Consider the following 24,683-nt stretch of genomic DNA (forward strand, 5'->3'; position numbering starts at 1 on the left):
TGTTTTTTATTATTTTACTTATATTTGATGTTATTAATTTAACATTATATGCCAGAAGATATTATAAGCTTCCTGCAAAACCAGACCCTCCAATAAAATTACAGTACCTTCATTTTTAAGAATCACTTGCTCTGCACTTCAGACGTACATCTCCACTATTGGTCTGGATCACCAGATTTCCGCCTGTTCCTTTTTGTGTGTAGGAAATATCGCAGTCGTCTTGGTCTTCCATCCTCTTACCGGTCAGCGCATCATCAACATTGATATCTCCCATATCAGTGTTCACCTGTATGCTCCATGTACGCATCACGTCTTCTTTACCAATAAAGCACAGGTCACCCATATCAGTTTGCACTTTCAGATTATCGAAATCGCAATTTTTAAAGAATACATCTCCTGAATCTGTCTGAACAGTTCCATTTTCGATTTTGCATCCATTCAGCAGTATGTTGCTCATATCCGATTTAACAATCGTAGCAAGAATTCCCTCACCTCTATAGGTGATGGGATGAATTGCACATTCGAGCATATCTGCTCAAATTCATAAAAAACCACAAAACGCTTGTTCTGATACAATAAATATATTATAATAGCAAAAGAACAATATGCTCTTGACTTTTGGCCGGTCGAAATAAGTGTACAGAATGAGTTTAGATAATAATTCTCATTCAGTGCTTTTATTTGATCATGGTTATGAAATATAGCAGAAAGATGCTGGACAATAAGAGGTCAGAGAGAGCAAAAGAAATCTTTGAAATATAGCACCTGTTGAAACAATCCATTAGTATATAGAGAGTCAGGGTGAGAAAGATAAACCGAGCAGTAAAAATAAGGATCTATCCAAATAAAGAACAGATAACCCAGATAGAGAAGACAATCGGCTGCAGTCGTTTTCTTTATAACCGGATGCTTGCGGATAAGATCCGTTATTATCAGGAAGAAAAAAAGATGCTGAAAAATACGCCGACCGGATATAAAAAAGAATATCCATGGCTGAAAGAGGTGGATTCTCTTGCGCTGGCGAATGTACAGTTAAATCTGGAAGGGGCTTTCCGGAAATTTTTCCAGGAACCGGGAGTGGGCTTTCCGCATTATAAATCAAAAAAGCACTCGCGGAAATCTTATACAACAAATATGGTAAATGGGAATATCTGTCTGCAGGACAGGTTCCTGAAACTGCCAAAGATGCAGCCGGTAAAAATAAAACTCCACCGTATGATCCTGGAGGAATGGAAGCTGAAATCAGTGACTGTGAGCAGGGAACCATCCGGAAAATATTTTGCCAGCCTGCTGTTCGACTGTGAAAACCAAACAGCGGAGAAAAGACAGGCGGAAAAATTCCTGGGGATTGATTTTGCCATGCATGGAATGTGTGTATTTTCCACCGGTGAAAGGGCCGGATATCCCATGTTTTACCGGAATGCAGAGAAAAAACTTGCCCGGGAACAAAGAAAACTCTCCAGATGTGAAAAGGGCAGCCGTAACTATCAGAAACAGAAGAAAAAGGTTGCTTTATATCATGAAAAGATAAAGAATCAGAGGAAGGATTTCCAGCATAAGCTCAGCCACAGCCTTGCAGAAGACTATGATGCAGTATGTGTGGAGGATCTGAACCTGAAGGGAATAGCCGGAGGCCTGCATTTCGGAAAAGGAATACAGGATAACGGATACGGTCAGTTCCTTTCCATGCTTGGATATAAGTTGGAAGAACGTGGAAAATATCTGATAAAAGTAGACAGATATTTTGCATCCAGCAAGATATGCAGTGTATGCGGACATAAGAAGAAAGAACTGGCATTATCAGAACGGACATACCTGTGCGAATGTGGAAACCAGATGGACCGGGATGTGAATGCGGCGGTCAATATTCTGGAAGAAGGAAAAAGAACATATAAAAAATGTGCATGATAGCACAGAAAAGATCCATAACCGGATAAAAAAAGAACCGCGGGACACGCGGGGATAGCTTGTTTTAGCTTTGCCCTGAAGGGCAATCGAGCAGGAAGCTCCCACTTCAAAATCTGTAAAATTTAAGTGGCGGGAGCATGTCACACAATAAAAAAAGTTCCAGACTTATCATCTGAAACTCTTTTTGACTATTTTTCATTTACATAGCTTCTTTATCCGTTCCACCTCAGCCTTATAAACCGATTCTGTGTGAGAATCAAAAAGCACCCATTCTACCAGGTCAAATTTGTCCGGATGATCCTGCAAAAATTTATTTACGGTATTTACCGCTATCTTTGCCGCCAGTTCGACCGGAAATCTGTATACGCCTGTTGATATGGAAGGGAATGCAATAGACCTGATTCCATTCTCACTTGCCAATTTCATGGAGTTAAAATAACAGCTTGAAAGAAGCTCTTCTTCCCTGTTTCCACCTCCGTTCCATATGGGACCTACAGTATGGATCACATACTTACAGGGCAGATGATATGCCTTTGTAATCTTTGCTTCTCCAGTCTCACATCCGTGAAGTGTTCGGCATTCGGCAAGCAGCTTTGGACCAGCGGCTCTGTGAATTGCACCGTCTACGCCACCGCCTCCGAGAAGTGAATTGTTTGCTGCATTTACGATTGCCTGTACATCTGTTATTTTTGTTATGTCATTTTTTATTGTCTTTATCAAATACATTTTTCTTACCTGCTTTCTAATATTTTTAAATCACCTGAAAAATCAGTATTTTTCCCGTTTATCCTACTCTTGTTTTATCTCAGAATAACACACTTTTCTCTCTTTGCAGTCGCATAGCAGGTATATTCTCTTATGCGTCTATTAACATTATACCATCTATCATCCCAACAGCAAGATAAAATGTTGCCATCCACCTTCTGTAATAACTGGTTTATCTGACATTTTTGTGTTAATATAAAATCAACATAATACATTTAAAGATGGGAAGGGGGTAAATACTATGGATATTTCAGATTTTATAAAGATAGCAAGAGATTATAATGTTCTTGGAATCAAGGTTTCAAAAGATAATGAACTTGCAGCAGAGTGGTACAGTGAACCGGAATGCAGAAGGAATATTTATTCTGCAACAAAGAGCTTCACATCCTGTGCAGTTGGATTTGCTGTTCAGGAAGGACTGATCTGTCTTAATGAAAAACTAACGGAGGCATTTGCAGGTGACTTGCCGGAACTTATAGATGAGAACCTGAAAGAAGCAACTGTTCGTGATCTTCTTACCATGTGTCTTGGACAGGAGAAAGGCAGTCTGATGGGAGAACAACGACCATTATATGAAGAAGATAACTGGGTGAAAATGTCTCTGGCTATTCCCTTTAAGTATAAGCCAGGTACACATTTTGTGTATAATAATGTTGGTCCCTATCTGGCAGGCATTCTTGTTCAGAGACGTTCCGGCTGTGATCTGGTTTCTTACCTTACACCAAGACTTTTTTCCCAACTTGGAATAAAACGTCCTACATGGGAGACTGATCCGCTTGGAAACAGTTTTGGCGCAGGCGGATTATTCCTGACCCTTTCTGAGCTTCACAAATTTGGAATGTTTTATCTTAATAAAGGTAAGTGGAATGGAAAACAGATACTGTCTGAGAAATGGATAGAAGAAAGTACAAAGGCTGCGGATGTGGAATATTATGGTTATCTTTTCTGGCGGGGTGAATATAATTCTTTCCGGGCAGATGGAAAATACTCTCAGATATCTATGATCCTGCCTCAGAAAAACGCAGTCGTTTCGTTTGTTTCAGAATGCCGCAGGGGAGAAGAACTTCTGAGGGCAGTTTATGAGCTTGTCTGCGCAAAACTGTAATATCTTTTTCTGAAATTTATAACCTGATTCTCCCACAGGTATTATTGTGGAAAAATCGGAATAACAAAAGGACAGACTTGTCAAAAAACCAAAACCTGCTAAAAAGTTTTTAACTTTTCTTAGCAGGTTTTGGTTTTACTAATCCGTCAGAATATTTTGCAAGGTATTGATCAATTCCTCTATAACAATTGGTTTGGATAAGAATCCATTCATACCACATGCCAGTGCTTTCCTTCTGTCTTCGTCAAAAGCATTGGCAGTCATGGCAAGGATCGTGATTCCCGCCAGTGAAGGATCATCCAGTGAACGGATCTGCTCAGTAGCATCATATCCATTCATTACAGGCATCTGCACATCCATAAGCACCAGGTCATAATCACCTGGTGTTGAATTCTTAACTTTCTCCACAGCCTCTGCTCCATCTTCTGCTGTATCAACCTGAAAACCATATTCACTAAGGAGTGCTACAGCAATTTCACTGTTCAGTTCATTATCTTCCACAAGCAGTATGCGCCTGCCTCTGAAATCTGAATCTGCTGCCGGAAGAATATTATCATCTGCCTCAGCCTGCTTCTGGCCGATAGCAGCCATCAGAGTCTCTCTGATATCTGACATAAACATAGGTTTGGCACAGAACGCAGTCACCCCTGCTGCCCTGGCTTCCACTTCAATATCTGACCAGTCATAAGCAGTCAGGATAATAATCGGTGTATCATCACCAAGACTTCGGATCTGACGGGTAACTTCAATGCCGTTCATATCCGGAAGACGCCAGTCAATGATATAAGCATGGAATGCATCACCCATTTCCATAGACTGTCGTGCGCGGAGAACAGCCTCCTTACCGGAAAGTGTCCATTCCGAACGCATTCCAACCTTCACAAGCATCTTAGTCACACTGTCACAGGTATTGAAATCATCGTCTACTACCAATGCTTTCAGACCTTCCAGCTCTGCGATTTTCTCTATACGGTGGTTCTCAGGCTGGATCCGCAATGGCAGACGGATAATAAATTCAGTACCTTTGCCCTGTTCTGTCTGAACCTCAATGGTTCCGCCCATCATATCTACGATGTTCTTGGTGATAGCCATACCCAGTCCTGTACCCTGAGTCCTGCTTACAGTGGAAGTCCGCTCTCTCTCAAAAGGAGAAAATATCTTCTGTACAAATTTCTGACTCATGCCGATTCCGTTATCCTTTACCCGGATTTCGTACAGTTCACAGCCTCTCTGTGTACCCGGATACTCTCTCAGCCGGACAGAAACGGTTCCGCCTGCAGGAGTAAACTTGATCGCATTGGACAAAAGATTCAGCAGTACCTGATTCAGCCTGGTCTTGTCACAATAAACATCCTCATTGGTAACATCCATGACATCCATGTAAAGCTCTAACTGTTTCGCATGGATCTGTCCGCTGATAATGGTTTTCAGATCATGAAGAACCTCTGACAGACTGACTTCCGTTTCTTCCAGATGAATCTTTCCACTCTCAATACGGCTCATATCCAGGATATCATTGATCAGTGAGAGCAGATGATTACTGGAGGAAAGAATCTTACCCAGATAATCCCGAACCCTTTCTTTATCATCAATGTTGCTTACAGCCAGTGTGGTAAAACCAATGATCGCATTCATTGGTGTCCGGATATCGTGAGACATATTGGAAAGGAAGGTGCTCTTTGCCTTGTTTGCAGTCTCCGCAGCGCGGACCGCCTCAGAAAGAGCCTGATTCATTTTTCTGTCAGAGGTACGATCTGACAGAACCAGGATATATTTCTTTTTTCCGTTTACCTCGCTGCCCATTGCAACGTTATGAAACCAGCGGTGTTCTCCTGTTTTCTGATGAACATATTCAAAATCCCATTCCTGCTGCTCATGAACCTGGATTTCTTCCAGATAATTCTTTTCCGGATCTTCAACGTCCCCGGGATGCAGTTTCCCAAGGACACAAATATCTTTACGAATCTGTTCTACTGTAATTCCTAGCAGTTTTTCCACATTGGGACTGACGTAATCTGCTTTATATGTTTTGGCATCCAGCATCAGGAAAACGTCATCCACATTCATTGACAGCTTTTGAAACAATTCGTCCCTGTACAGGATCTCCGTATCCTTTCTCTTCAGGTTTACCCTGTTTTTCCGGAGAATAATTCCAATAAAAAGACCTGCAATACACACCGCTACTGCACTTACAAGCAGCATAGTGCTACGCTGCAGAACATTCATACTGGCATTGACGATATCAGCCTGGACAAGTCCCAGAAAGATCCAGTCCTGAGGTTTAGATTTCTCATAGACCAGATAGTAATCCTTTCCATCCAGATTTATCAGCATTGCATCTGTATGTCCTTCCTTAAACTCTTCTGAAAGTTTAAGGATCTCTTTTTCAGACATATCGGAATACTCTCTCAGAATCCCAAAGAAATTATACACCTCTCCCCATGCCTCAGAAGAATGATCCACAACAACACGGCCATCCGGATGAACCACATAACTCTGGGCATTTCCATTGAAAGCAGAAATATTCAGCACATTTAAGATATCAGAGTTTTCATAGGCAATGGCAATGGCATCATATTCAAAGCCCTGATAACTTCCATGAGGCCTGGGAGTAGCAAAAACAAGGAGCTGGGATTTTCCGGGAACCGTTGCATTGGTTATCACATCATTTCCCTGCCGGATCTCATCTTCAATATTTTCCTGCAATCCCAGATACCCGGTTTCACCTGTTGCCATCTTATAGTTCCCGTCCGCTGACAGGAAATAAAAATCTAAAAAGCCTGCATCTTCCTGTGCTTTCTCTATATACTCACGAATTTCACTTTCATCGGAAGTGTTCTGCAAATATTCCCCCCATATATGGAGATAAGTCAGATTCTTATTTGTCAGCTCACTTAGCATATTATCAGACTGATGAAAAATTTCAGTCAGGTGAGAAACACTTTCCTCATAAACAGTCTTCGATACAAACCCCAAATATTGGAAAACAGTCAAAAGGATTCCAACAAATAGGGCAATAAGAACTGCTGCATTCCATCGTTTTCTCACAACCCGTTTCTTTCTGTTTGTATTATGATTCTTAACATCCATTCTTCTCACCTCAGAGTAATGTAGTCTTCAGGCTCTGCAAGAATGGCATTACCATCTGAAACATATGTTGTCCAGGTATCTTCCACAGAGGTATCCCCTCCATCAAATACAATATTTTCCTCTGCCGGATAAGCTTCCATATATTGTGGTGCTGCAAGGCAGGTCACAGTAAAAGTATCCTTGTCCTGAATCTGTTTTCCATTCTTTAAAACTTTACTCAATGTATAACCATTATCCGTTTCCCTGATTTCTACAGAAATACCACTGAACACAGGCAGAGAGCCGCGGTTAAAGGGGATAAAGCCTCCCTGGTAGCCTTCTACGAAGTTTCTGACCGTTTCCTTCAGTTCTGCCCCACTTATTTCACTGCTGTAAGCGGAAAGCTCATTTGGCATGATCATGTCGCCCGCCATTTTTTCTGTATAACCGGCCTTCAGTACATTTCCTGTAAAGCTGTTTCCTGTTGCAATCAGCACATCCGTCCCATAAATACCGCGCAAAGTGTTTGCCATAACAGAATAGGCTTCATTGCCTCCGCTGGTATGGAAACGATTGGAATAAGTTTTCTTTGAATCCAACACAATATCCTCAGAAGTGGATTTTTCTTCAAGAAGCTGGGAATTAAATGACTGATAAGCCTGCTCTGCATTATATTCTCCTGAAATCATCTTAGACACCACATCCCTGGAAATGGAAAAAAAGTCATTTGACGCAATACGGATATACATATGGTTTTCTTCGATTACAGGTTTCACATCCTTCAGATATTCCGTAAGCCGGAAATCCACATCCTGGCTATAGCTTAACAGATCCTGCCCATCATAAATGATCCGGTTCTGCGCATCCTCTGAAAGCATTGTGTTCAGTACCTTCATTGCTTTCTGCCGACGTGTTTCATCCTTTGTCAGGTCACGGTTTAAAGCTATCTGGAAATATGGTGTAGTCATCAGCCACTTTTCGCCGTTCTGCTGAAAGAATGGCAGGAATGTTGTGTTAATGCCCTGATCCTGGAACATTTTTACACCGGCAGAACTGCCGAAATACATGGCAAGCTTACCACTTTTGTACATCTCAACCACATCATCATAATTCATATCCAGATCATTCTGGCTCAGCCCTGTATCCTGAATAAACTGCTCCATACGTTCAAAAGCCTCCGGCCAGACGGTACTGTCCAGACCTTCTCTCTTTGTATTGTCCGGGTCACTGTAGATGGTACGCCACTTACGTCCATCCACAGAAGACAGCTCTGATGCAGACAGACCCTGCAGTGTTTCCATACAGGTATAATCATAGTAATAGTCTGCAGTAAACCCACGGATACCCACCTCATCAAATGCCTGGCAGGCAGAAACGAAGCTTTCATAATCCGTTGGAAGAGGAATATCATACTTTTCAAAAAGATCTTTGTTCACTACAAAGCCATGGGCATCTGCACACACAGGAAGCCAGTTTACACTGCCATCCTGATTTTTGAAATTGTTAAGGTAGGTATCATAGACAGCACCTGCAGCATTGGTTGTGGAAAGATCCATCAGACTGTCCTTCAGGGGGCTTGCATCATGGAGGGAAAACCTGCAGCAGGTTATAATATCCGGCAATCCGCCGTTTTCATTCAGAAAACGATAGAAATCCAGATCATTATTGCCTACTACAAATTCAACGTTGATATCCGGAAGCTGTTCCTGGATGTATGGCGCATATTTTTCATACAGCTTTGTGCTCCATAAATACACTGTGATGGTTTCTGCATCTTCTTTTTCCGCACTTTTCCCGCCGCAGCCAGACAGAAGTGATACGGCTGTCACCATCGCCAAAAGCACAGCAAGTATCTTATTCCATTTTTTCTTTTTCATTATAACTTCTCCTGATTATGTTTTACTAACTCATTGATCGCTTTTACTAATAACTTTCCATCAACAGGCTTGGCAATATGTTCATCCATTCCTGCTTCCTTTGCTCTCATTTTGTCCTCAGTGAACGCGTTTGCTGTCATGGCAATGATCGGTATCACTTTTGCATCCTCTCTGTCCAGAGAGCGGATCATCTTTGCTGCTTCATATCCATTCATGACAGGCATCATAATATCCATAAGAATAACATCAAATTCTCCAGGACTGCTTTTTCTGAATATGTCAACAGCCTCCTGTCCATTCCATGCTTTGGTCACCACAGTGCCTTCATTCTGAAGCACAAATTCTGCAATCTCCATATTCAATTCATTATCCTCTGCCAGAAGAACATGGAGCCCCTGGATAGATGTTTCCGTTTTTTCTTCCGTTTCAGTCCTGTCCTTCATATCTGCATCAATCTGGAATGGAATCCGGATCACAAATGTAGTCCCTGTGCCTTCTTTACTTTCAAAGGAAATGGTTCCGCCCATTTTCTCCACCAGTTTTTTTGTGATTGGCATTCCCAGTCCTGTTCCGGCGAATTTTGTGCGGCTTCCTGCATGTTCCTGTGCAAATGGTTCAAAAATGCGTTTCTGGAATGCCTCTGCCATTCCGATCCCGGTATCTCTGCAGACAAATTCCAATGTGGTCATTGCTGTCTGTTTTGATGGGATTTCCCGACAGCTGATATAGATATATCCGTTTTCTTTGTTATATTTCACCGCATTGGACAAAATATTCATCAGGATCCGCTTCACATGCACCGGACTTCCAATAAGATTCCAGTGTGTAACTTCTTTCTTTTCCCAAAGGATCCGGATATTCTGCTCTGCAGCCACCTGTTCGATCACACCCAGTATTTCCTCAGAAATACTGTTCAGATTAAATGGGATTTCTTCCAAAACCACTTCATCTGACTCCAGCTTGCTCATGTCCAGAACTTCGTTTACCAGTTCCAGCAGCAGATGGGATGCCTCTTTGATCTTTGCCCTGCATTCCGTCTGTTTCTCCATATTGTCTGCATAATGGTCTGCCACATTGATCATGCCGCAGATTCCATTGATCGGTGTCCGGATATCATGGCTCATTCTCTGCAGAAACTCAGTTTTTGCCTCATTGGCTGCTTCTGCTTTTTTTGCTGCTCTTAGAAGTTCTGCTTTATATGTTTCATCTTTTTCCTGTTCCTGTTTCCGGTGTGCCAGATCCACTCTGTAACCCCAGAAGCAGAATATACCGAATATGAGTAAATAAAGAAAAACGACAGCGGTTACATTTAGTGGCAGGTTACGGAATACTTCCGTATCCGGAAGATAGGCATAAATATAATAATCCCGCTGCTTCAGCATGATTCCGTAACCTCCGGTTCCTTCATTTTTTAAATGAAAAATATGCTGACTGTCTGTATGCTCTTTCATTGCCTGGACAACCTGGTTCCCGGCAGTATCCTGTCCCAGCAGGCTTTCATCGTTGCTGGCAACGATGGTTCCCTTGTCTGCAACAATAATCGTTCCATCCTTCTGAGTGCTATAGCCATTTAAAAGGTTCTGTATTGTCAGGGTATAATTTCTGACAAATTCCGGAGATGTGTAATAATAAATTGCAACCATACCTGGTGCATCTTTTCTGGCACAGGCTGCAATGTCGATACGTGATCCGTCTTCTCGGTCAATCCGTTCCGAATAAGATCTTTCTTCATATCCGGTAAAATCCATGATAATGTCTTTTTGCAGATAATCTGTGATCTCATTGGTCAGAGCCTCATCCATGCTGTATTTGCAGACTGTCTTTCCCTCTGCATCCAGCACAAGGATACCATCCACCCAGAGGGTCTGCAGATTTTCTTTCAGAAACTCCTGGCTTAGCCGGCTGCCGTTTTCTGTTTCCATGTCGATATTCGTACTCATCTGTCTGGCACTTTCAATGGCGCGGAGGAGACTTTTAGATTCCGAAGCTTCATTATAATGGGTGTAGGTGGAACACTGCACTTTGACATAGTTTACAGTTTTCACCATCCTGTTCTCTGCTTCCTTTTTCTCTGCCTGAAAAAAGTAATACAGGGAAGCTGCAGTCACACAGATTCCAAGCAGAATGCCGAATATCCAGAATCGCTTTACTTTTATTCTTCTCCTAATATCCAAGATCATCCACCTCCAGATACTTCTGGGGATCATCCAGATATTTTTTAATGATTTTCAGGGATGTGCCATCCTGACGCATTTCTTCCAGCGTCTGATCCATCTGCTCACAGATTCCTCTGTCATCCTCTTTTGCAAAAGCAACACCTATCCCGACCACCATCAGCGGATCTTCCAGGATACGGAAGCTTGCATCATAATCCTTCATGTACTGGACAATGGATTCCTCATGTGCAGCAACTGCATCTACATATCCTTTTCCCAGAAAGGTATAGATTAGTTCCCTGTGCCCAAGACTGATCAGATTGCCCAATTTGGGGATCCTTTCATCTGTCCGGTTCAGAAAGATGCCTTCCGGTTTGGTTGTGGACTGGACGGCAAGGTTCTTTCCCTCCAGATCACTTAGTTTATAGATATCACTGCTCTCATTTACAGCAACTACCTGGCGGCTTGCTATGTAAGGTCCTGCCCAGCGGTAATCGTCAAGGCGTCCTTCCATGGAAAAACAGCCCATAATACAGTCGATCTCTCCGCTTTCTACCAGCTCTTTTTTCTTCTCCCAGTTGATCTGGACAACATCCACCTGATAACCCATTCTTTTAAAAGCTTCTGTAGCCAGTTCCACATCAATTCCTGTGGGAATCCCATCTTCATTCAGATAATTGTATGGCGGATAACTGTCACTGCCCAAGGTGATGACGGGCTTTTCCCTTTCTTTTTTAGTGATATTTGTGTTTTTACACCCTGCCAGGGCAGTTGCTAAAATTCCCACAAGCAGAATGCCTGCAATCACCTTTTTCCTTTTCATCTTTTCTCCATTCCTGCTATTCTTTTCTATTTTTTCTCAAATTTAACCGAATTAAGTAAGTAGCGAAGCGGATGATTTTTATCCGCTTGAAGCCAAAAAAAGTTCCATGTAAAAAATTTCACAGGAACTTTTTCCATAATGCCCATTTAACATTTACCTTTTTTTATTACTGAGGCATGATGCAACCGGTTGGCATGATCAGATTTCAGTCTGACTTTAGCTCCTTCTGGCTTTGCGCTCCGGCTTTTCAACCGGTTTGCCAATAAATGCCATAAAAAATTTTTTTTATTATAGCACTCATACTATATCATGTCTATAAGAAATATATCAATCTGTTATCTGAATAATTATTACTGTTCGCATTACTGTTCACAAAGCATATTGAGAAAAGAATAAACAGTAATGCTTTATGCTTCAGATTTTAAATCTGAAAGTATTTTTCTTAATTTACTTCCGTAATCTTTCCCCGCAGCCCAGCCACCGCCGTATGGATTCTCCTGGATTCCCAGCCATTCTACATAGGGGGCTGTTTCTCTGGTCACATAACCAAATCGTTCATCTACGCATTCCTGATTCAGGTCATCTGTTGATGCGTAGGCTTTGAGATGCTGAACCTGAGCGCGGATTCCAGTTCTTACGTCAGGAAAGGAAATTCCTTTGACTCCATCTCCGGTTGTTCCAAGTCCTGCGAAGTTGAACTGGTCGATTCTGGCATCTCCATCAAATCCAAGCCATCCGGTTTCAAGCATTGCCTGTGCAAAGACCACTTCGCCGCGTACATTCTCTGCGTTTGCTTCTTCTGCGATAATGTCACAAAAGGTTTCGATGTCAGGTGCTCCTCCACTGCTAAGTTCTTCTGATGGGTAAGTGCATCCCTGGCTGTTGTATAATGAACACATATCATCAACGGAAACTGTAGTTTTGCCCATGATCGTGTAGTATCCGTAGGTATTGTCTGTGGGACTTTCGTCGGAGATTATTTCTTCTCCGCTATTTTCTGCATTTTCCAGATGTTTGGGTTTTGAAATCTGACCTTCTCCCGAGTGATCTGCTGTGCTGTTTTCTGTACTGGTGGAGGTTATTTCTTCACTGGCACTTACCAAAGCAGGTGCCCCGAATATCAGGGCACCTGTCATTGTCATAAGTAGCCAGAAATGTTTTCCTGGCACTTTTTTCATCTTATGCGTTTACCTTTCTCATTGCAGCTTCTACTACATGACCAACCAGTACAGAAGTTGTTACGCTTCCAACACCGCCCGGTACAGGTGTAATAGCATCTACGATCGGCTCTACTGCTGCATAGTCAACATCACCGCAAAGTTTACCTTCTGCATTTACGTTGATTCCTACATCGATAATTGTCTGGCCTTCTTTTACGTATTCAGCACCAACAACACCAGCGCGGCCTGCTGCCACGATGATGATGTCTGCTTCACGTGCTACAGACGGCATATCTACAGTTCTTGTGTGGCAGATTGTAACAGTTGCATTCTTTTTAACGAGCATCATTGCTGCAGGTTTACCAACAACAAGGCTTCTTCCGATCACGACTGCTTTCTTACCTGTGCAGTCAATTCCGTAATGATCAAGGATTTCCATACATGCCTGTGGTGTACATGGCGGGAATCCGATCTGTTTGCCAGTGAATACACCAGACATAGAAAGATCTGTCATACAGTCAACGTCTTTTTCAGGAGCAAGTGCGTTCTCGATCACTGCCTGATCCAGATGTTTCGGAAGCGGACGGAATAATAATACACCGTGGATCTTGTCATCTTTGTTTACTTTGTCGATTGTTGCAAGAAGTTCTTCCTGGGAAACATCTTCCGGAAGTAAGATTTTCTCACATGCAACGCCTAAAGTTTCGCAGCGTTTTGTTGCTCCTCTTTCATAAGAGATATCGCTTGGGTTCTCACCAACACGAATGATGCAGAGAGTAGGATTTACTCCTTTTCCCTGAAGCTCTGCTACGTTTGCTTTGATTTTCTCGTTTAACGCTGCTGTTACTTCTTTACCTAATAACTGCTTTGCCATTTGTCGTTCCCTCCAAAATTATGCATTATTATCCTGTATTGTAACTGAATAATTCCAGTATAGCTGACTGATATTTCATATGCACTCTATAAAATATTTCTTCAGAAAAACCGAAAAACAATACAGGATTTTCTATTTTATTATTATTTCAGTCTGCCAAGTACACTGTTGAATGTGTCATCTGCGATCTTTGTGTATTTCTCAAGCATCGCATCTGCTTTTCTGTTTAATTCTTCTGCGTATTCTCTGTCAGCCATGGATTTTGTATTGATGTATACGTTCAGGCTTGCACCCTGTAATGCTGCTTTACAGAAAGCTGCACCAACACCTGCATCACTGATGGCGAGTTTGGAACCTTTTGCACCGAATTCAACGATCAATTCGATAGCTTCACAACATTTCTCCATAATTTCCATAGGTACGGAGCATGCGTCTTTTAATACAATCTCCATAACTCTGGCTTTCTCAGCTTTCTCTTCTTCTGTTTCTTTTGGCATTCCGTATGCTTTGGATAATGGCTCGAATACTTCAGCATCACGTTCGATCAGACGAAGGAAATCCTTCTGTAACTGATCGCATTTTGCTTTTAATTCATACATTTCGTCTTCTACGTCAGCATATTTCTTTTTGCCTACAGTAAGACTTCCTACCATGTTTCCAAGAGCTGTTCCTACAGCACCAACTAATGCAGATGCACCGCCGCCGCCCGGAACCGGAGCTTTGGAAGCTAAAACCTCAACGAATTCTGTGCAAGTACTTGTTGAAAATCCCATCTTTTTCTCTCCTGCTTTCTTTTATTATTCAACAGATATCTGTTTATATTTTTCAGAGGGTGTCTGATACAGACACTCTCTGACATATTTAATAAACTTTTAGAACAGACCTGTGATCTTACCTGTCTCGTCTACATCGATTCTTTCAGCAGCCGGAACTTTCGGCAGACCTGGCATAGTCATGATCTCACCTGTAAGAGCTACGATGAATCCTGCACCAGCGGAGATCTTCAGGTTACGTACTGTAACTTCGAAGTCTGTCGGAGCGCCAAGTTTGGTCTGGTCATCTGTTAAGCTGTACTGAGTTTTAGCTACACAGATCGGGCAGTTGCCGAAGCCAAGAGCTTCTAACTGTTTTGCCTGTTTCTGAGCGTTTGCTGTCAGAACAACTCTCTTACCTCCGTAAACTTTCTGAACGATCTGGTTCAGTTTGTCTTCGATAGAACCTTCCAGTTCATATGCATAGGAGAAGTCGTTTGGTTCTTCAACAAGACGAAGAACTTCTTCTGCAAGTTTGATTCCGCCTTCGCCGCCTTTTGCCCATACTTCAGAAAGAGCAACATTAACGCCGAGTTCTTTACATTTTGCTTCTACAAGATCAAGTTCTGCTTTTGTATCTGTAGGGAATGCATTGATAGCAACTACGCATGGCAGTTTGTATACATTCTTGATATTGGATACATGTTTGAGCAGGTTTGGAAGACCTTTCTCAAGTGCTTCCAGGTTTTCGTTGTTGAGATCAGCTTTTGCAACACCGCCGTTGTATTTCAGAGCACGTACTGTAGCTACGATAACAACTGCACTTGGTTTTAAGCCTGCCATACGGCATTTGATGTCGAGGAATTTCTCAGCACCAAGGTCTGCACCGAAACCAGCCTCTGTGATCGCATAATCAGCAAGTTTCAGAGCCATCTTTGTAGCTGTTACGGAGTTACATCCGTGAGCGATGTTGGCGAATGGTCCGCCGTGTACGATTGCAGGAACGTGTTCCAGAGTCTGTACAAGGTTTGGTTTCAGGGCATCTTTTAACAGAGCTGTCATAGCACCTTCTGCATGAAGGTCGCCGGCTGTTACAGGTTTCTGCTCAGAAACTTTACCATATGTATATCCGATGATGATCTTGGATAATCTTTCTTTCAGGTCTTTGATGTCACTTGCAAGACAGAGAACTGCCATGATCTCAGATGCAACTGTGATGTCGTATCCGTCTTCACGAGGCATACCGTTTGTTCTTCCGCCAAGGCCGTCTACTACGTTACGAAGCTGACGGTCGTTCATATCTACGCATCTCTTCCATGTGATCTTACGTGGGTCAATGTTTAATGCGTTGCCCTGGAAAATATGGTTATCGATCATAGCTGCAAGTAAGTTGTTAGCTGCACCAATTGCATGGAAGTCACCTGTGAAGTGAAGGTTGATATCTTCCATAGGAACAACCTGTGCATATCCACCACCTGCTGCACCACCTTTTACTCCGAATACCGGTCCTAAGGATGGCTCACGAAGGGCTACCATAACGTTCTTGCCAAGTTTCTGCATAGCATCTGCAAGACCTACAGTTGTAGTAGTTTTTCCCTCTCCGGCTGGTGTCGGGTTGATTGCTGTCATAAGGATCAGCTTTCCGTCCGGCTTGTCTGTTTCTCTCAGAAGATTGTAGTCAATTTTTGCTTTGTACTTTCCGTACTGCTCCAGATATTTGTCATCAATACCTGCCTTCTCTGCAATCTGGGTAATTGGAAGCATTTCGCATTCCTGTGCAATTTCAATGTCTGATTTGAATCCCATTTCAAATTACCTCCTTTTTACTCCGCTTTTAAGTCGGTTTTTTGCTGCTGTCCGCATCATCTGCCAGCAGCTTCTTTATCTAAAACAGGTGACACCTGTCTTATTCAAACTCAATCTGATTTATGCCTGAACACATTTTAAAAATGCTTTCAGGGAACCAATGATCACGTCTCCCATAACTGCCATATCCTCTGCCTGGAAAGAAACAGGGAAGTTATCAGAAAAGAGAATCTGTGAAGACGGCGGGAATTCCTCATCGCCCTCCCAGAGGATCATCTGCACTTTGTATTCCGGGAAAATCTCTACTTCATAAGCAATATCGCCGTGCTTTACAGGTGCAGCTTTGATATGCTCCATGATTGCTTTGAAATCTCCCAGTCGGTTTCCATAGGAAAATGCCAGACGTTTGATACATCTGCCGTCAAACTGTCTTAAATATACCTCTCCCCATGGCATTTCACGATATGTTTTGAATTTTCCTGAACTTTCGGATTTCACTCCATTCAGGAGAAAACGGATCGTCAGGATTCTTGCATAGATCATATCCTCCAACGGATAAAACCCTTTATCATCCGGAGTATGTGTCACTGTGAAATCCGGCCAGGTGATCTGATATTCGGTTCCAAGAAAAGTTAAAGTCAGAGTTTTTGTTTCTTCGTCATAAGGAATCGCAAGTCTGGAAGCGATCTCTTTCGGATCTGCTGCTGCATACTCCTGAGTATAGTGCTCCCACGGCATTCTTTCCTTACTGTCTTTTTCATAGTTTAAATCATTTAAGCTAAACGCCATTGTAAGTCTCCACAGACAGGACAGATAAAAGATTTACCTGCCCTGTTATTTTTATTACTTAGCGGTTCTGAACCTCTTCCATTACAGTCGGGAACATACTTGTATCTGTATGAGGAATGAAACATGCACCTACAAATTCATCCATATAGATCGGTACTGTAGAAAGTTCCATATATGTCATATTTGCAGCAAGTTCATAAGTCTTCTTCTCTGCCGGTGTTGACAGAAGCATCAGATACGCACCTGTCAGAGAAGAGTTACCAATGTAGTGGAATTTCTCGATCGGGATATCCGGGAACATACCGATGTTGACTGCATTCTGCATGTTGATACCGCTTCCGATACCGCCTGCAACATACACATCATCGATCATGCTCACATCGAAGTCCAGAGAAGTAAGCATTGTACGGATTGCTGAGAAGATGGCACCTTTGGCACGGATGAAGTTGTCAATATCAACTTCTGTAATCTCAACATCCTTTACAGAACCTGCCTCTTCCTCAAATGCAAGGATATAGCTGCCCATTCCGTATTTGTCATGTTTGATTCTCTTTCCTTCACGGATAAATTTACCCTTGGGGTTGATGATTCCGCAGATATAAAGTTCACTGATCACATCGATGATACCGGATCCACATAAACCTACAGGTTTCGTTCCCGGATCACCTACGATCTTGTAGGTAGGCTCCATAGTCTCTTTGTCAATGGTACATGCTTCGATAGCTCCGTCTGTGGCACGCATACCACAGCTGATATCACCACCTTCAAAGGCAGGACCTGCGGAACATGCGCAACTCATCATAAAATCTGAGTTTCCAAATACAAGCTCTCCGTTTGTACCAAGGTCGATAAACAATGAAAACTCCGGTCTGTTCCAGATCTGGCTGACCATTGTTCCGGCTGTGATATCGCCACCTACATAGCTTCCGATATTCGGCGCCATAATAATATGCGCGTCTTTATTGATATCAATCCCCACATCAGAAGCAAATAGGGAATTGGTCTTAAAGAATGCAGGGATATATGGTTCTGTACGTAATGGGTCAGAATTAATTCCTGCAAACAGATGATTCATAGTTGTATTGGATGCTACACACATCCTGTAAATACGGTCTCTTGGGAATTTTGCGCTTTTACACATTTCATGGATCATCGGGTTGATGGTCTCTTTAATTACAGCATCCTGTAATTTCTTTTGTCCACCAGGTTTCTGTGATTCCACAATACGATTAATTACATCTGCACCAAAACGGATCTGGCCGTTCCCTGCAGAACTCTTTGCAAGAATCTCACCGTTTTCCATATTGATCAGTACAGCAGAAACCGTTGTTGTTCCGATATCTACAGCAAGACCGCCGATTATTATATCTTCGTCTTTGCCGAAAATATCATACACGAACATATCGTCAGATGTGGCACGAATCACGCACTTCACTGCAAAATTGTTCTCTCTTAATACATCCGGAAGTTTCTTCAGAACTGCATAAGGGATACGAACCCTGCCAATATTTAAATATTTACGCAGTGCACGTGTCAGTCTCTCATTATCCGGCATTGTGTCATCCAGAGACGGAGGAGTCATCACAACTTCCACTACCTCAAGACTGTTCTTTAATTCTATGCCAGCAAGCTCAATGTCTCTCTTGGCATTTTCAAAAATGGCTATTTCCTCTTTAGAGCTTAAATCAGCTACTTTCATTCTGCTCTTATAGGCAGATGCAATATCAGGTACCAGCACATTTACATCTGCACTGATCTTGCTGCAGCATGCAAGGCGCCATCCTTCCTGATATTCTTCGTCAGAAATATGTAATGTCTTTTTGCTCTCCAGTTCTCCGCTCTTTAACTGGACACGGCATTTTCCGCAGGCTCCGTTTCCAGAACATGGTGCATCGATCGCCACATTGGCTCCACGAGCTACCTCAAGTAAATTGTCCCCCGCATTGGCAAACGCTTCTACCACACTGCCATCTTCGAATGAAAATGTTACCTTAAACATTCGGCAACCACCTTTCTCATAATCGTTAATAGCCTGTAATAAAACAAGGGCCGAAGACCGAAGCCTTCAGCCCCCATAATTATGTATTCAATTCGTATGAAACTGATTAGATTTCCAGATAGGAATCTGCATACAGTGTATTGCCTTTGAATACATCACAGGATTTGATAGTTTCCATCAGACGAAGGTCGTTAGGGTTAACGATTGCTGATGTAAGACCATTCATCATAGCCATTGCTACAAGAGCAGAGTCCATGATCGGACGGATATGTTTTGGCATACCGTTACTGTTATTGGAAAGACCACCTGTAGAGTTCAGTCCCATTTCAGAGAACATCTTGATAGCTTCAAGAACTTCCATCTGTTTGTCCTGCATTCCTTTTACAACGAGGAATAACGGGTCAAACCACAGATCTTCTGTATCCATGCCCTGAGCCATACCTCTTTCAAGCATGTTCTGGCAGTGCATCATACGCTCATCATTGTCAGCTGCTACCATACCAGAGGAGCAAAGTGCGATACAGATTGCATCATTTGCTGCTGCAAGGTCGATATTGGAAATTCTGTCACCTGCGTCTGCAGAGTTAACGATTGGTTTTCCTTTTGCTCTGTTGTATACAGAAATACCAGCTTCGATAGCTTTCTGGTTTGTTGTATCCAGTGCAAGCGGAACATTATCAAACTCAGACTGAAGGAGCTGAACAGCCCATTTCATTAAGTCTTCGCCATCATTTTCTGCAGGTCCGATATTTACATCGAGGTAAGTAGCACCAGCATCCAGCTGCTGTTTTGCTCTTTTGATGATCGGTTCAGGATCTCTTTCTGTAAATGCTTTGTTTACTGCCGGTGCAGTAGTGGAAAGTCTTTCTCCAATTGTTACGAATTTTGCCATAACCCTGTTCTCCTTTTATATTTATTTATACAGAGAAATCTGACAATTGCAGATCCCTCTGCATACATTTTTCTTTATAATCCGGCCGGTACAAAACCGACCAGATGTTTACGGTCATTAGATCTGGCCGTCTGCCTGCAGATCCTTTAAGAATTTAACAAGCTGTACAGCTTCTCTTGGTCCAACGATGATTTCCCATCCAGGAAGTTTTGCTTCCAGATCACCCTTCAGAACCGCTACTTTACCAGGAATGATCAGTTTTCTGGATTTAACCTTCGGTTCAACATTCTCTTTGATATAAGAAGAAATACTGTTACCGGAGAATTTACCAGCTGCCCATGATGTCAGTACGGAAAGTCCGCCTGCATCATTGATTACCAGGTTAAGCGGAACACCGGAACGCTCCAGCTCACCGGATACTACGAAATATGTAAGAGCAAAGTCTACAGTAGTAACTACTACAGAATTCTCATCAGCACCATTTAATGGATAGATGCCTGGCTCAACTTTCATTGGTTTCTGCGGGTCTGTGTAAACATTCTGACGCAGACCATATAACGGAAGAGCCTCTGCATATGTCATCTGCTCCATAACGATAATGGAACCATATTTCATTGTAAACATAGATGCTAAAGCTGCCTGTAAGTGAAGGTCACCTTTTGCAATCTTAACAAGGTTTACGATAGATGGATAACCAAATGTTCTGTCCTGATCTTTCAGAGCTGCACGACGAACCTGTACAGTATTTGCAAAAGTTTCTTTGATGTCAGCGCCTGTTGTATCAAGAACAAGATTCTTATTTCCAAGTTTTTCAAGAGCTGCTGTTGTATCATATAATTCATTTAAGTCTTTACCGGATACACCAAGAACAACACCTGCTTCTGTAGCAACTGCGTTCATTGCTTCGTAATTGGAAGCATCTGCACCGTTTAAGACCGGTTTGCTGTCTTTGCATACTGCAAGAGCTGCTTTAGCGATTTCAGGATCTTTGCAGTCAAGAACTAAAGTTCTGCCAAGACCTGCTGCTTTTTCTACAAGTGCTGTATATTTGGCAGCATCTGCGCCTTCGCCGCAGTTTACATATACAAGTTCAGCGTACATTCTCTCACCGATACGGTCATAATCAACCTTCGGGATCTCAGCAAGTTTAGCTTCTACTGTAGCATCATCCATGCATGTGCACAGAGCTACTGCATATCTAGGTTTGCTTACGAATGTTTTCTCATGTCTGAATAATACAGTTTCACCGCCAAGTGTGAATTCGCCGTCGCCTGTTCCGATTTTGATTGTTTTCATTGGCGGAGCTGTAGCCTCGGATAAGGAAGCTAAAGCTTCATCAGACATATGCGGACATTGTTCAATCTTCATAGCGCCCTGAGCAACTTTCATAGAGAAAGCCATACAAGTTGGGCATCCGCATTCCTTACAGTTTTTCTTTGGTGTTAATTTAAAAATCTGAATACCATTCAGTGCCATTTTATTTGTTCCTCCTATTCAATTACGCAAGTGCTTTGATCATTCTGGAAATAGCTGCAACAGCTTCCGGATGTCTTAAGATGACTGCATCAGATCCGGCTGCAAGGTCAGCAGCAGCTGTCATAACTTCCATATCGATTCCACGCTCTTCTTCCGGTCCCCATTCAGGCATATCTTTCTCAGAAGCTGTTGCTTCTTTTACGCCCCATGTTTCAGCGGATACCGGTGTAATGATAGGCATCTGCAGCATGTTATCATTCTGAGATAAAGCTGCACCTTTAATACGGTCCATAGTGGATACAACATATTCATATCCATATCCGGCAGCAGCACTACCGATATTCATAACAATTTTCTGTGCATTAACGCCTAACTGAGTAGTTACAACGTTAAGCTGTTTAGCAAGGTTGATATCTACGGCAGATTCTGCACCTACGATCTGATCGTAAGCAAGTCCTGCTGCAGCACCGATTGCTTTGTAGTTTTCTTCTTTTTCTGAAAGAATCAGTACGTTTCTTCCCTGAAGAGCTTCTGCTACCTTAGGAAGGAGTTCTGCGTCTTTCTCTACATTCTTGCATCCTTCAACTACTAATGGTGCATCAATTGCATCTGCAACTTCTTTAACAACTGCGATAAGTTCATCAACAGATTTGTTTACACCGTTCGGATCTCCACCCTCAAGGATCAGAGCTACAAAGTCAGCACCTTCCATAGCTGCTGCTTTTTTAGCCATTTCTCCGATTGTGGATGCTCCGTCATAGTATGCTTTAATACCTTCGGATACAATATTCTCAAGACCCATATCAGAGATCTCAACACCGATCTTAGGTGCGTTTTCTGATGGTGCATCAAAAGAATAAAATGGATAAGTAGAGTCTCCGCCGATTGTTACAGTCTTATCTCCGCTACCAATTGTGACTGTATTAATCTTTGCATTAAATTTCTGAAGTTTCTGATTAAACGGCATTTCTATTTGGCCTCCTTAAAAAAATTACTATGTACTTGCCTCTACGCAGACAAATCACATCATCTCATATAGTATACTACATCATCGGGTCCATTGACAAGGCTGGATGATTATGTTCTGTTAAAAATGCAACAAGCTCTTCTGGATCTGTTGTATTTGTCTCGTCACCAATCATATCAGTAAAGTTGTCAATACCATACAGTTCCTTTGCTGTCTTATTCAAACGCTCCGCAACTGTCTCTTTTAATTCCTTAGGCATCCATACGATACGTTCAATACCGCCTTCTGCCTTCATGAATTTCTTGGATGAAATAAAGTGTTTACCATGTCCCATGAATCCTGGTGTCTGAACACCGCCGCCAGTCATAGATGCCATCTCTGAGAATGTCATTCCGAGAGGTGTCATTCCTGCATATTCACGGTTGGCGATTACTACACCATTAGAAAACGGCTCAATACCACAGATACACTCGAAGCATCCACAGGAAGTCATAGGATCCTGCATAATGGAATAAAGTGTAACGTGTTCGAGAGCTCCCTGTGAGAATTTTTGTACAGCTTCATCAACATCCTCATAAGAACCAAGGTTCTCATCAATTGGTCTTTCCTTTGTAATGATCTGACAAGGTCCGTTTGGATCCAGTTCATTTGTTGCTTTTGCATCCAGCCATGAAACGGCTCCGCAAAGTCCAAGTCTCTCTGGTGTAACAACACATACATGAGACGGTGAAAAAGCCTGACAAAGGATACAGCTGTAATATACGTCTACAGTTTCATCTGTAAGATTTTCAAGACGTGCATCACGTTTATCGAATACAGGGATTGCTACCTCATGACGGATTCTTGTACACTCAGCCGGATCAGTATAAACGGTTACCTGACATTTATCAACTACAGCTTCAAACTCATTTTTTACCTGTGTATACAGAACCTCACCGATATGTCTGATACGGAATCCTGCATTGTAAGCTTCCTTACCGATACGGATCCTCTGCATATCTCTCTGTCCTGTATGATAAACTCCCTCAATACAGTTAATGTAATTGTGGAATTTACGCTCAATTACAGGTTCAAAATCAGGCTGCATTCTCTTTCCCGCTACTTCTACCACGTAAGCGATCGGATTCTTGCTTCCCAATTCCATTTCATCTACATCTGGTCCTACAACTGTAATCTTGTGGTCCTCTACCTCATCCATGCTTCTTGTCTGCACAAGTTCTGCACAATCCACACGGGAACCGTCGAACTCAACCTGCATATCTTTACGACGGATAATCTCGCCTTCGAATGCAGACGCAAACGCAACAGGAATATCAATATTGGTAATTTTGATCTTAATATTTCTGGCTTCCAGAGAAACCTTATTAAAATCAGCAACATTCGGGCATGCGATCAGCGCACCCGGAACTTCTGTAATGTTTTCATCTTCATTGGAAATCACAGGGAATCCAAGTTTGATTGCTCCTGCACCAGCAGCCAGAATCACATCATCGATCGGTTTAAACGCATTGACAAATGCCGGTACTCTCTCTGATGTATACTTGATCAGAGCGGCTGCATCTCCAGGAGTAACGTTTCCGAAGATCAGAGCTGCACGAAGTGCCACGGATACTACATGGATTACAGAAGTAATATCTTTTCCAAGTGGTACGATTCGAACATTATAGCCCATTTTCAATCCAAGTTCCTGCGCCTGGTCAATAATTCCTCCAACCAGTGTAACAAGAATTCCCTGTGCCTGATAACTCTTTACCAGATCTACACCTTCCTGTGCGGTAGGTGCCGATCCAATAATAACAGCTACACCAGGAATATCACCGGTTACAAGAGGTACACCAAGTTCACGGATTATGGAATCCGGAAGGTGTCCATAGTACGGTTCACTGTATGGCTCCGCTCCATCCAGATACTTCAGTACTTCTATGAACTCTGCACAAAGTGCGGTAGCGACTCCGGACATCAAAGCGTCATCTAACTGATGCTCTCTTGTCATAAGAGATTTGATCACACCAAGTGCTTCTTTCATTTCACCAAGGGTCTTCACCTTGACTCCTGTTACTGCATAGTAACATGGCAGACAGTAGGCAGTATGAGGAAATTCAACTGCCTTGTCTGCGCCGTGCTGTGCAATGGCTCCCTCTACAGCCTGACAGGTTAACCCGTAGACTGCATCATTTCCGTTAAAGATTCTGTCGATTAACAATTTGCACATCTCCATTTCGTATTTAGAATAATACTATGGTTTTATCTATATAACGCTTTAGG

General features: G+C 42.4%; 18 protein-coding genes and 1 riboswitch. Of the genes, 2 read left to right on the forward strand and 16 right to left on the reverse strand.

From position 1 onward, the window contains the following. Positions 1-115: 115 nt before the first annotated feature. Positions 116-529, reverse strand: a complete 414-nt coding sequence (locus R8695_RS09775; protein WP_154780280.1) for a DUF4097 family beta strand repeat-containing protein — start codon at positions 527-529, stop codon at positions 116-118. A 272-nt stretch (positions 530-801) separates the two neighbouring features. On the opposite strand from R8695_RS09775, the gene R8695_RS09780 reads away from it, so the two are divergent. Continuing rightward, on the forward strand, positions 802-1,908 hold the full coding sequence (locus R8695_RS09780) for an RNA-guided endonuclease TnpB family protein (RefSeq protein ID WP_154779768.1): 1,107 nt from the start codon (positions 802-804) through the stop codon (positions 1,906-1,908). Between the two features lie 195 nt (positions 1,909-2,103). Here R8695_RS09780 and R8695_RS09785 read toward each other — a convergent pair whose 3' ends face one another. Then, positions 2,104-2,634 (reverse strand): O-acetyl-ADP-ribose deacetylase, encoded by a 531-nt coding sequence (locus R8695_RS09785; RefSeq protein ID WP_118512479.1) that lies wholly within the window; start codon positions 2,632-2,634, stop codon positions 2,104-2,106. A 280-nt stretch (positions 2,635-2,914) separates the two neighbouring features. Between R8695_RS09785 and R8695_RS09790 the strand changes: the two genes are divergently transcribed. Continuing rightward, positions 2,915-3,778, forward strand: a complete 864-nt coding sequence (locus R8695_RS09790) for a serine hydrolase domain-containing protein (protein ID WP_154779769.1) — start codon at positions 2,915-2,917, stop codon at positions 3,776-3,778. 138 nt (positions 3,779-3,916) lie between these two features. Here the strand turns inward: R8695_RS09790 and R8695_RS09795 are convergent, their stop codons facing one another. From R8695_RS09795 to acsB, 14 genes are all read right to left on the reverse strand, one after another. Continuing rightward, positions 3,917-6,868 (reverse strand): response regulator, encoded by a 2,952-nt coding sequence (locus R8695_RS09795; protein ID WP_154779770.1) that lies wholly within the window; start codon positions 6,866-6,868, stop codon positions 3,917-3,919. A 5-nt stretch (positions 6,869-6,873) separates the two neighbouring features. Then, the gene (locus R8695_RS09800; RefSeq protein ID WP_154779771.1) at positions 6,874-8,724 is read right to left on the reverse strand and encodes an ABC transporter substrate-binding protein; all 1,851 of its coding nucleotides are present in this window, start codon (positions 8,722-8,724) and stop codon (positions 6,874-6,876) included. After that, entirely contained in the window at positions 8,724-10,904 is a 2,181-nt protein-coding gene (locus tag R8695_RS09805; RefSeq protein WP_154779772.1) for an ATP-binding response regulator, read from the reverse strand. Before R8695_RS09805 ends, R8695_RS09800 begins: the two co-directional genes overlap by 1 nt. Continuing rightward, positions 10,888-11,703: a substrate-binding periplasmic protein gene (locus R8695_RS09810; RefSeq protein WP_118512469.1), complete on the reverse strand. Its 816-nt coding sequence runs from the start codon at positions 11,701-11,703 to the stop codon at positions 10,888-10,890. The genes R8695_RS09805 and R8695_RS09810 overlap by 17 nt, the downstream gene beginning before the upstream one ends. Positions 11,704-11,880: 177 nt before the next feature. Beyond that, a riboswitch (cyclic di-GMP riboswitch) is annotated at positions 11,881-11,974 on the reverse strand. Between the two features lie 136 nt (positions 11,975-12,110). Next, entirely contained in the window at positions 12,111-12,881 is a 771-nt protein-coding gene (locus R8695_RS09815; protein ID WP_243139458.1) for a glucosaminidase domain-containing protein, read from the reverse strand. 1 nt (position 12,882) lies between these two features. Next, on the reverse strand, positions 12,883-13,737 hold the full coding sequence (locus R8695_RS09820; RefSeq protein WP_118512467.1) for a bifunctional 5,10-methylenetetrahydrofolate dehydrogenase/5,10-methenyltetrahydrofolate cyclohydrolase: 855 nt from the start codon (positions 13,735-13,737) through the stop codon (positions 12,883-12,885). Between the two features lie 143 nt (positions 13,738-13,880). Next, entirely contained in the window at positions 13,881-14,510 is a 630-nt protein-coding gene (locus tag R8695_RS09825) for a cyclodeaminase/cyclohydrolase family protein (protein ID WP_008703872.1), read from the reverse strand. 99 nt (positions 14,511-14,609) lie between these two features. After that, positions 14,610-16,295: a formate--tetrahydrofolate ligase gene (locus tag R8695_RS09830; protein ID WP_154779773.1), complete on the reverse strand. Its 1,686-nt coding sequence runs from the start codon at positions 16,293-16,295 to the stop codon at positions 14,610-14,612. 120 nt (positions 16,296-16,415) lie between these two features. Continuing rightward, positions 16,416-17,084 (reverse strand): DUF3786 domain-containing protein, encoded by a 669-nt coding sequence (locus tag R8695_RS09835; RefSeq protein ID WP_118508877.1) that lies wholly within the window; start codon positions 17,082-17,084, stop codon positions 16,416-16,418. Positions 17,085-17,142: 58 nt separating this feature from the next. Continuing rightward, positions 17,143-19,083, reverse strand: a complete 1,941-nt coding sequence (gene acsV / locus R8695_RS09840; RefSeq protein WP_055057459.1) for a corrinoid activation/regeneration protein AcsV — start codon at positions 19,081-19,083, stop codon at positions 17,143-17,145. 106 nt (positions 19,084-19,189) lie between these two features. After that, on the reverse strand, positions 19,190-19,975 hold the full coding sequence (acsE, locus tag R8695_RS09845; protein WP_022380768.1) for a carbon monoxide dehydrogenase/acetyl-CoA synthase methytransferase subunit: 786 nt from the start codon (positions 19,973-19,975) through the stop codon (positions 19,190-19,192). A 117-nt stretch (positions 19,976-20,092) separates the two neighbouring features. Beyond that, positions 20,093-21,451, reverse strand: a complete 1,359-nt coding sequence (gene acsC / locus R8695_RS09850) for an acetyl-CoA decarbonylase/synthase complex subunit gamma (RefSeq protein WP_154779774.1) — start codon at positions 21,449-21,451, stop codon at positions 20,093-20,095. Between the two features lie 22 nt (positions 21,452-21,473). Then, positions 21,474-22,418: an acetyl-CoA decarbonylase/synthase complex subunit delta gene (gene acsD, locus R8695_RS09855; RefSeq protein ID WP_022380766.1), complete on the reverse strand. Its 945-nt coding sequence runs from the start codon at positions 22,416-22,418 to the stop codon at positions 21,474-21,476. Between the two features lie 76 nt (positions 22,419-22,494). Then, positions 22,495-24,630: an acetyl-CoA decarbonylase/synthase complex subunit alpha/beta gene (gene acsB / locus R8695_RS09860; RefSeq protein ID WP_055059584.1), complete on the reverse strand. Its 2,136-nt coding sequence runs from the start codon at positions 24,628-24,630 to the stop codon at positions 22,495-22,497. Positions 24,631-24,683 lie beyond the last annotated feature (53 nt).

Source organism: Blautia luti (assembly GCF_033096465.1).
Classification (GTDB): domain Bacteria; phylum Bacillota; class Clostridia; order Lachnospirales; family Lachnospiraceae; genus Blautia_A; species Blautia_A luti.

What these genes read in the sequence shown, in the direction of transcription:
- R8695_RS09775 (WP_154780280.1), bottom strand. Translation starts at nt 529, where the DNA reads ATGCTCGAATGTGCAATTCATCCCATCACCTATAGAGGTGAGGGAATT.
- R8695_RS09785 (WP_118512479.1), bottom strand. Translation starts at nt 2,634, where the DNA reads ATGTATTTGATAAAGACAATAAAAAATGACATAACAAAAATAACAGAT.
- R8695_RS09790 (WP_154779769.1), top strand. Translation starts at nt 2,915, where the DNA reads ATGGATATTTCAGATTTTATAAAGATAGCAAGAGATTATAATGTTCTT.
- R8695_RS09795 (WP_154779770.1), bottom strand. Translation starts at nt 6,868, where the DNA reads ATGGATGTTAAGAATCATAATACAAACAGAAAGAAACGGGTTGTGAGA.
- R8695_RS09800 (WP_154779771.1), bottom strand. Translation starts at nt 8,724, where the DNA reads ATGAAAAAGAAAAAATGGAATAAGATACTTGCTGTGCTTTTGGCGATG.
- R8695_RS09805 (WP_154779772.1), bottom strand. Translation starts at nt 10,904, where the DNA reads ATGATCTTGGATATTAGGAGAAGAATAAAAGTAAAGCGATTCTGGATA.
- R8695_RS09810 (WP_118512469.1), bottom strand. Translation starts at nt 11,703, where the DNA reads ATGAAAAGGAAAAAGGTGATTGCAGGCATTCTGCTTGTGGGAATTTTA.
- R8695_RS09815 (WP_243139458.1), bottom strand. Translation starts at nt 12,881, where the DNA reads ATGAAAAAAGTGCCAGGAAAACATTTCTGGCTACTTATGACAATGACA.
- R8695_RS09820 (WP_118512467.1), bottom strand. Translation starts at nt 13,737, where the DNA reads ATGGCAAAGCAGTTATTAGGTAAAGAAGTAACAGCAGCGTTAAACGAG.
- R8695_RS09825 (WP_008703872.1), bottom strand. Translation starts at nt 14,510, where the DNA reads ATGGGATTTTCAACAAGTACTTGCACAGAATTCGTTGAGGTTTTAGCT.
- R8695_RS09830 (WP_154779773.1), bottom strand. Translation starts at nt 16,295, where the DNA reads ATGGGATTCAAATCAGACATTGAAATTGCACAGGAATGCGAAATGCTT.
- R8695_RS09835 (WP_118508877.1), bottom strand. Translation starts at nt 17,084, where the DNA reads ATGGCGTTTAGCTTAAATGATTTAAACTATGAAAAAGACAGTAAGGAA.
- acsV (WP_055057459.1), bottom strand. Translation starts at nt 19,083, where the DNA reads ATGTTTAAGGTAACATTTTCATTCGAAGATGGCAGTGTGGTAGAAGCG.
- acsE (WP_022380768.1), bottom strand. Translation starts at nt 19,975, where the DNA reads ATGGCAAAATTCGTAACAATTGGAGAAAGACTTTCCACTACTGCACCG.
- acsC (WP_154779774.1), bottom strand. Translation starts at nt 21,451, where the DNA reads ATGGCACTGAATGGTATTCAGATTTTTAAATTAACACCAAAGAAAAAC.
- acsD (WP_022380766.1), bottom strand. Translation starts at nt 22,418, where the DNA reads ATGCCGTTTAATCAGAAACTTCAGAAATTTAATGCAAAGATTAATACA.
- acsB (WP_055059584.1), bottom strand. Translation starts at nt 24,630, where the DNA reads ATGTGCAAATTGTTAATCGACAGAATCTTTAACGGAAATGATGCAGTC.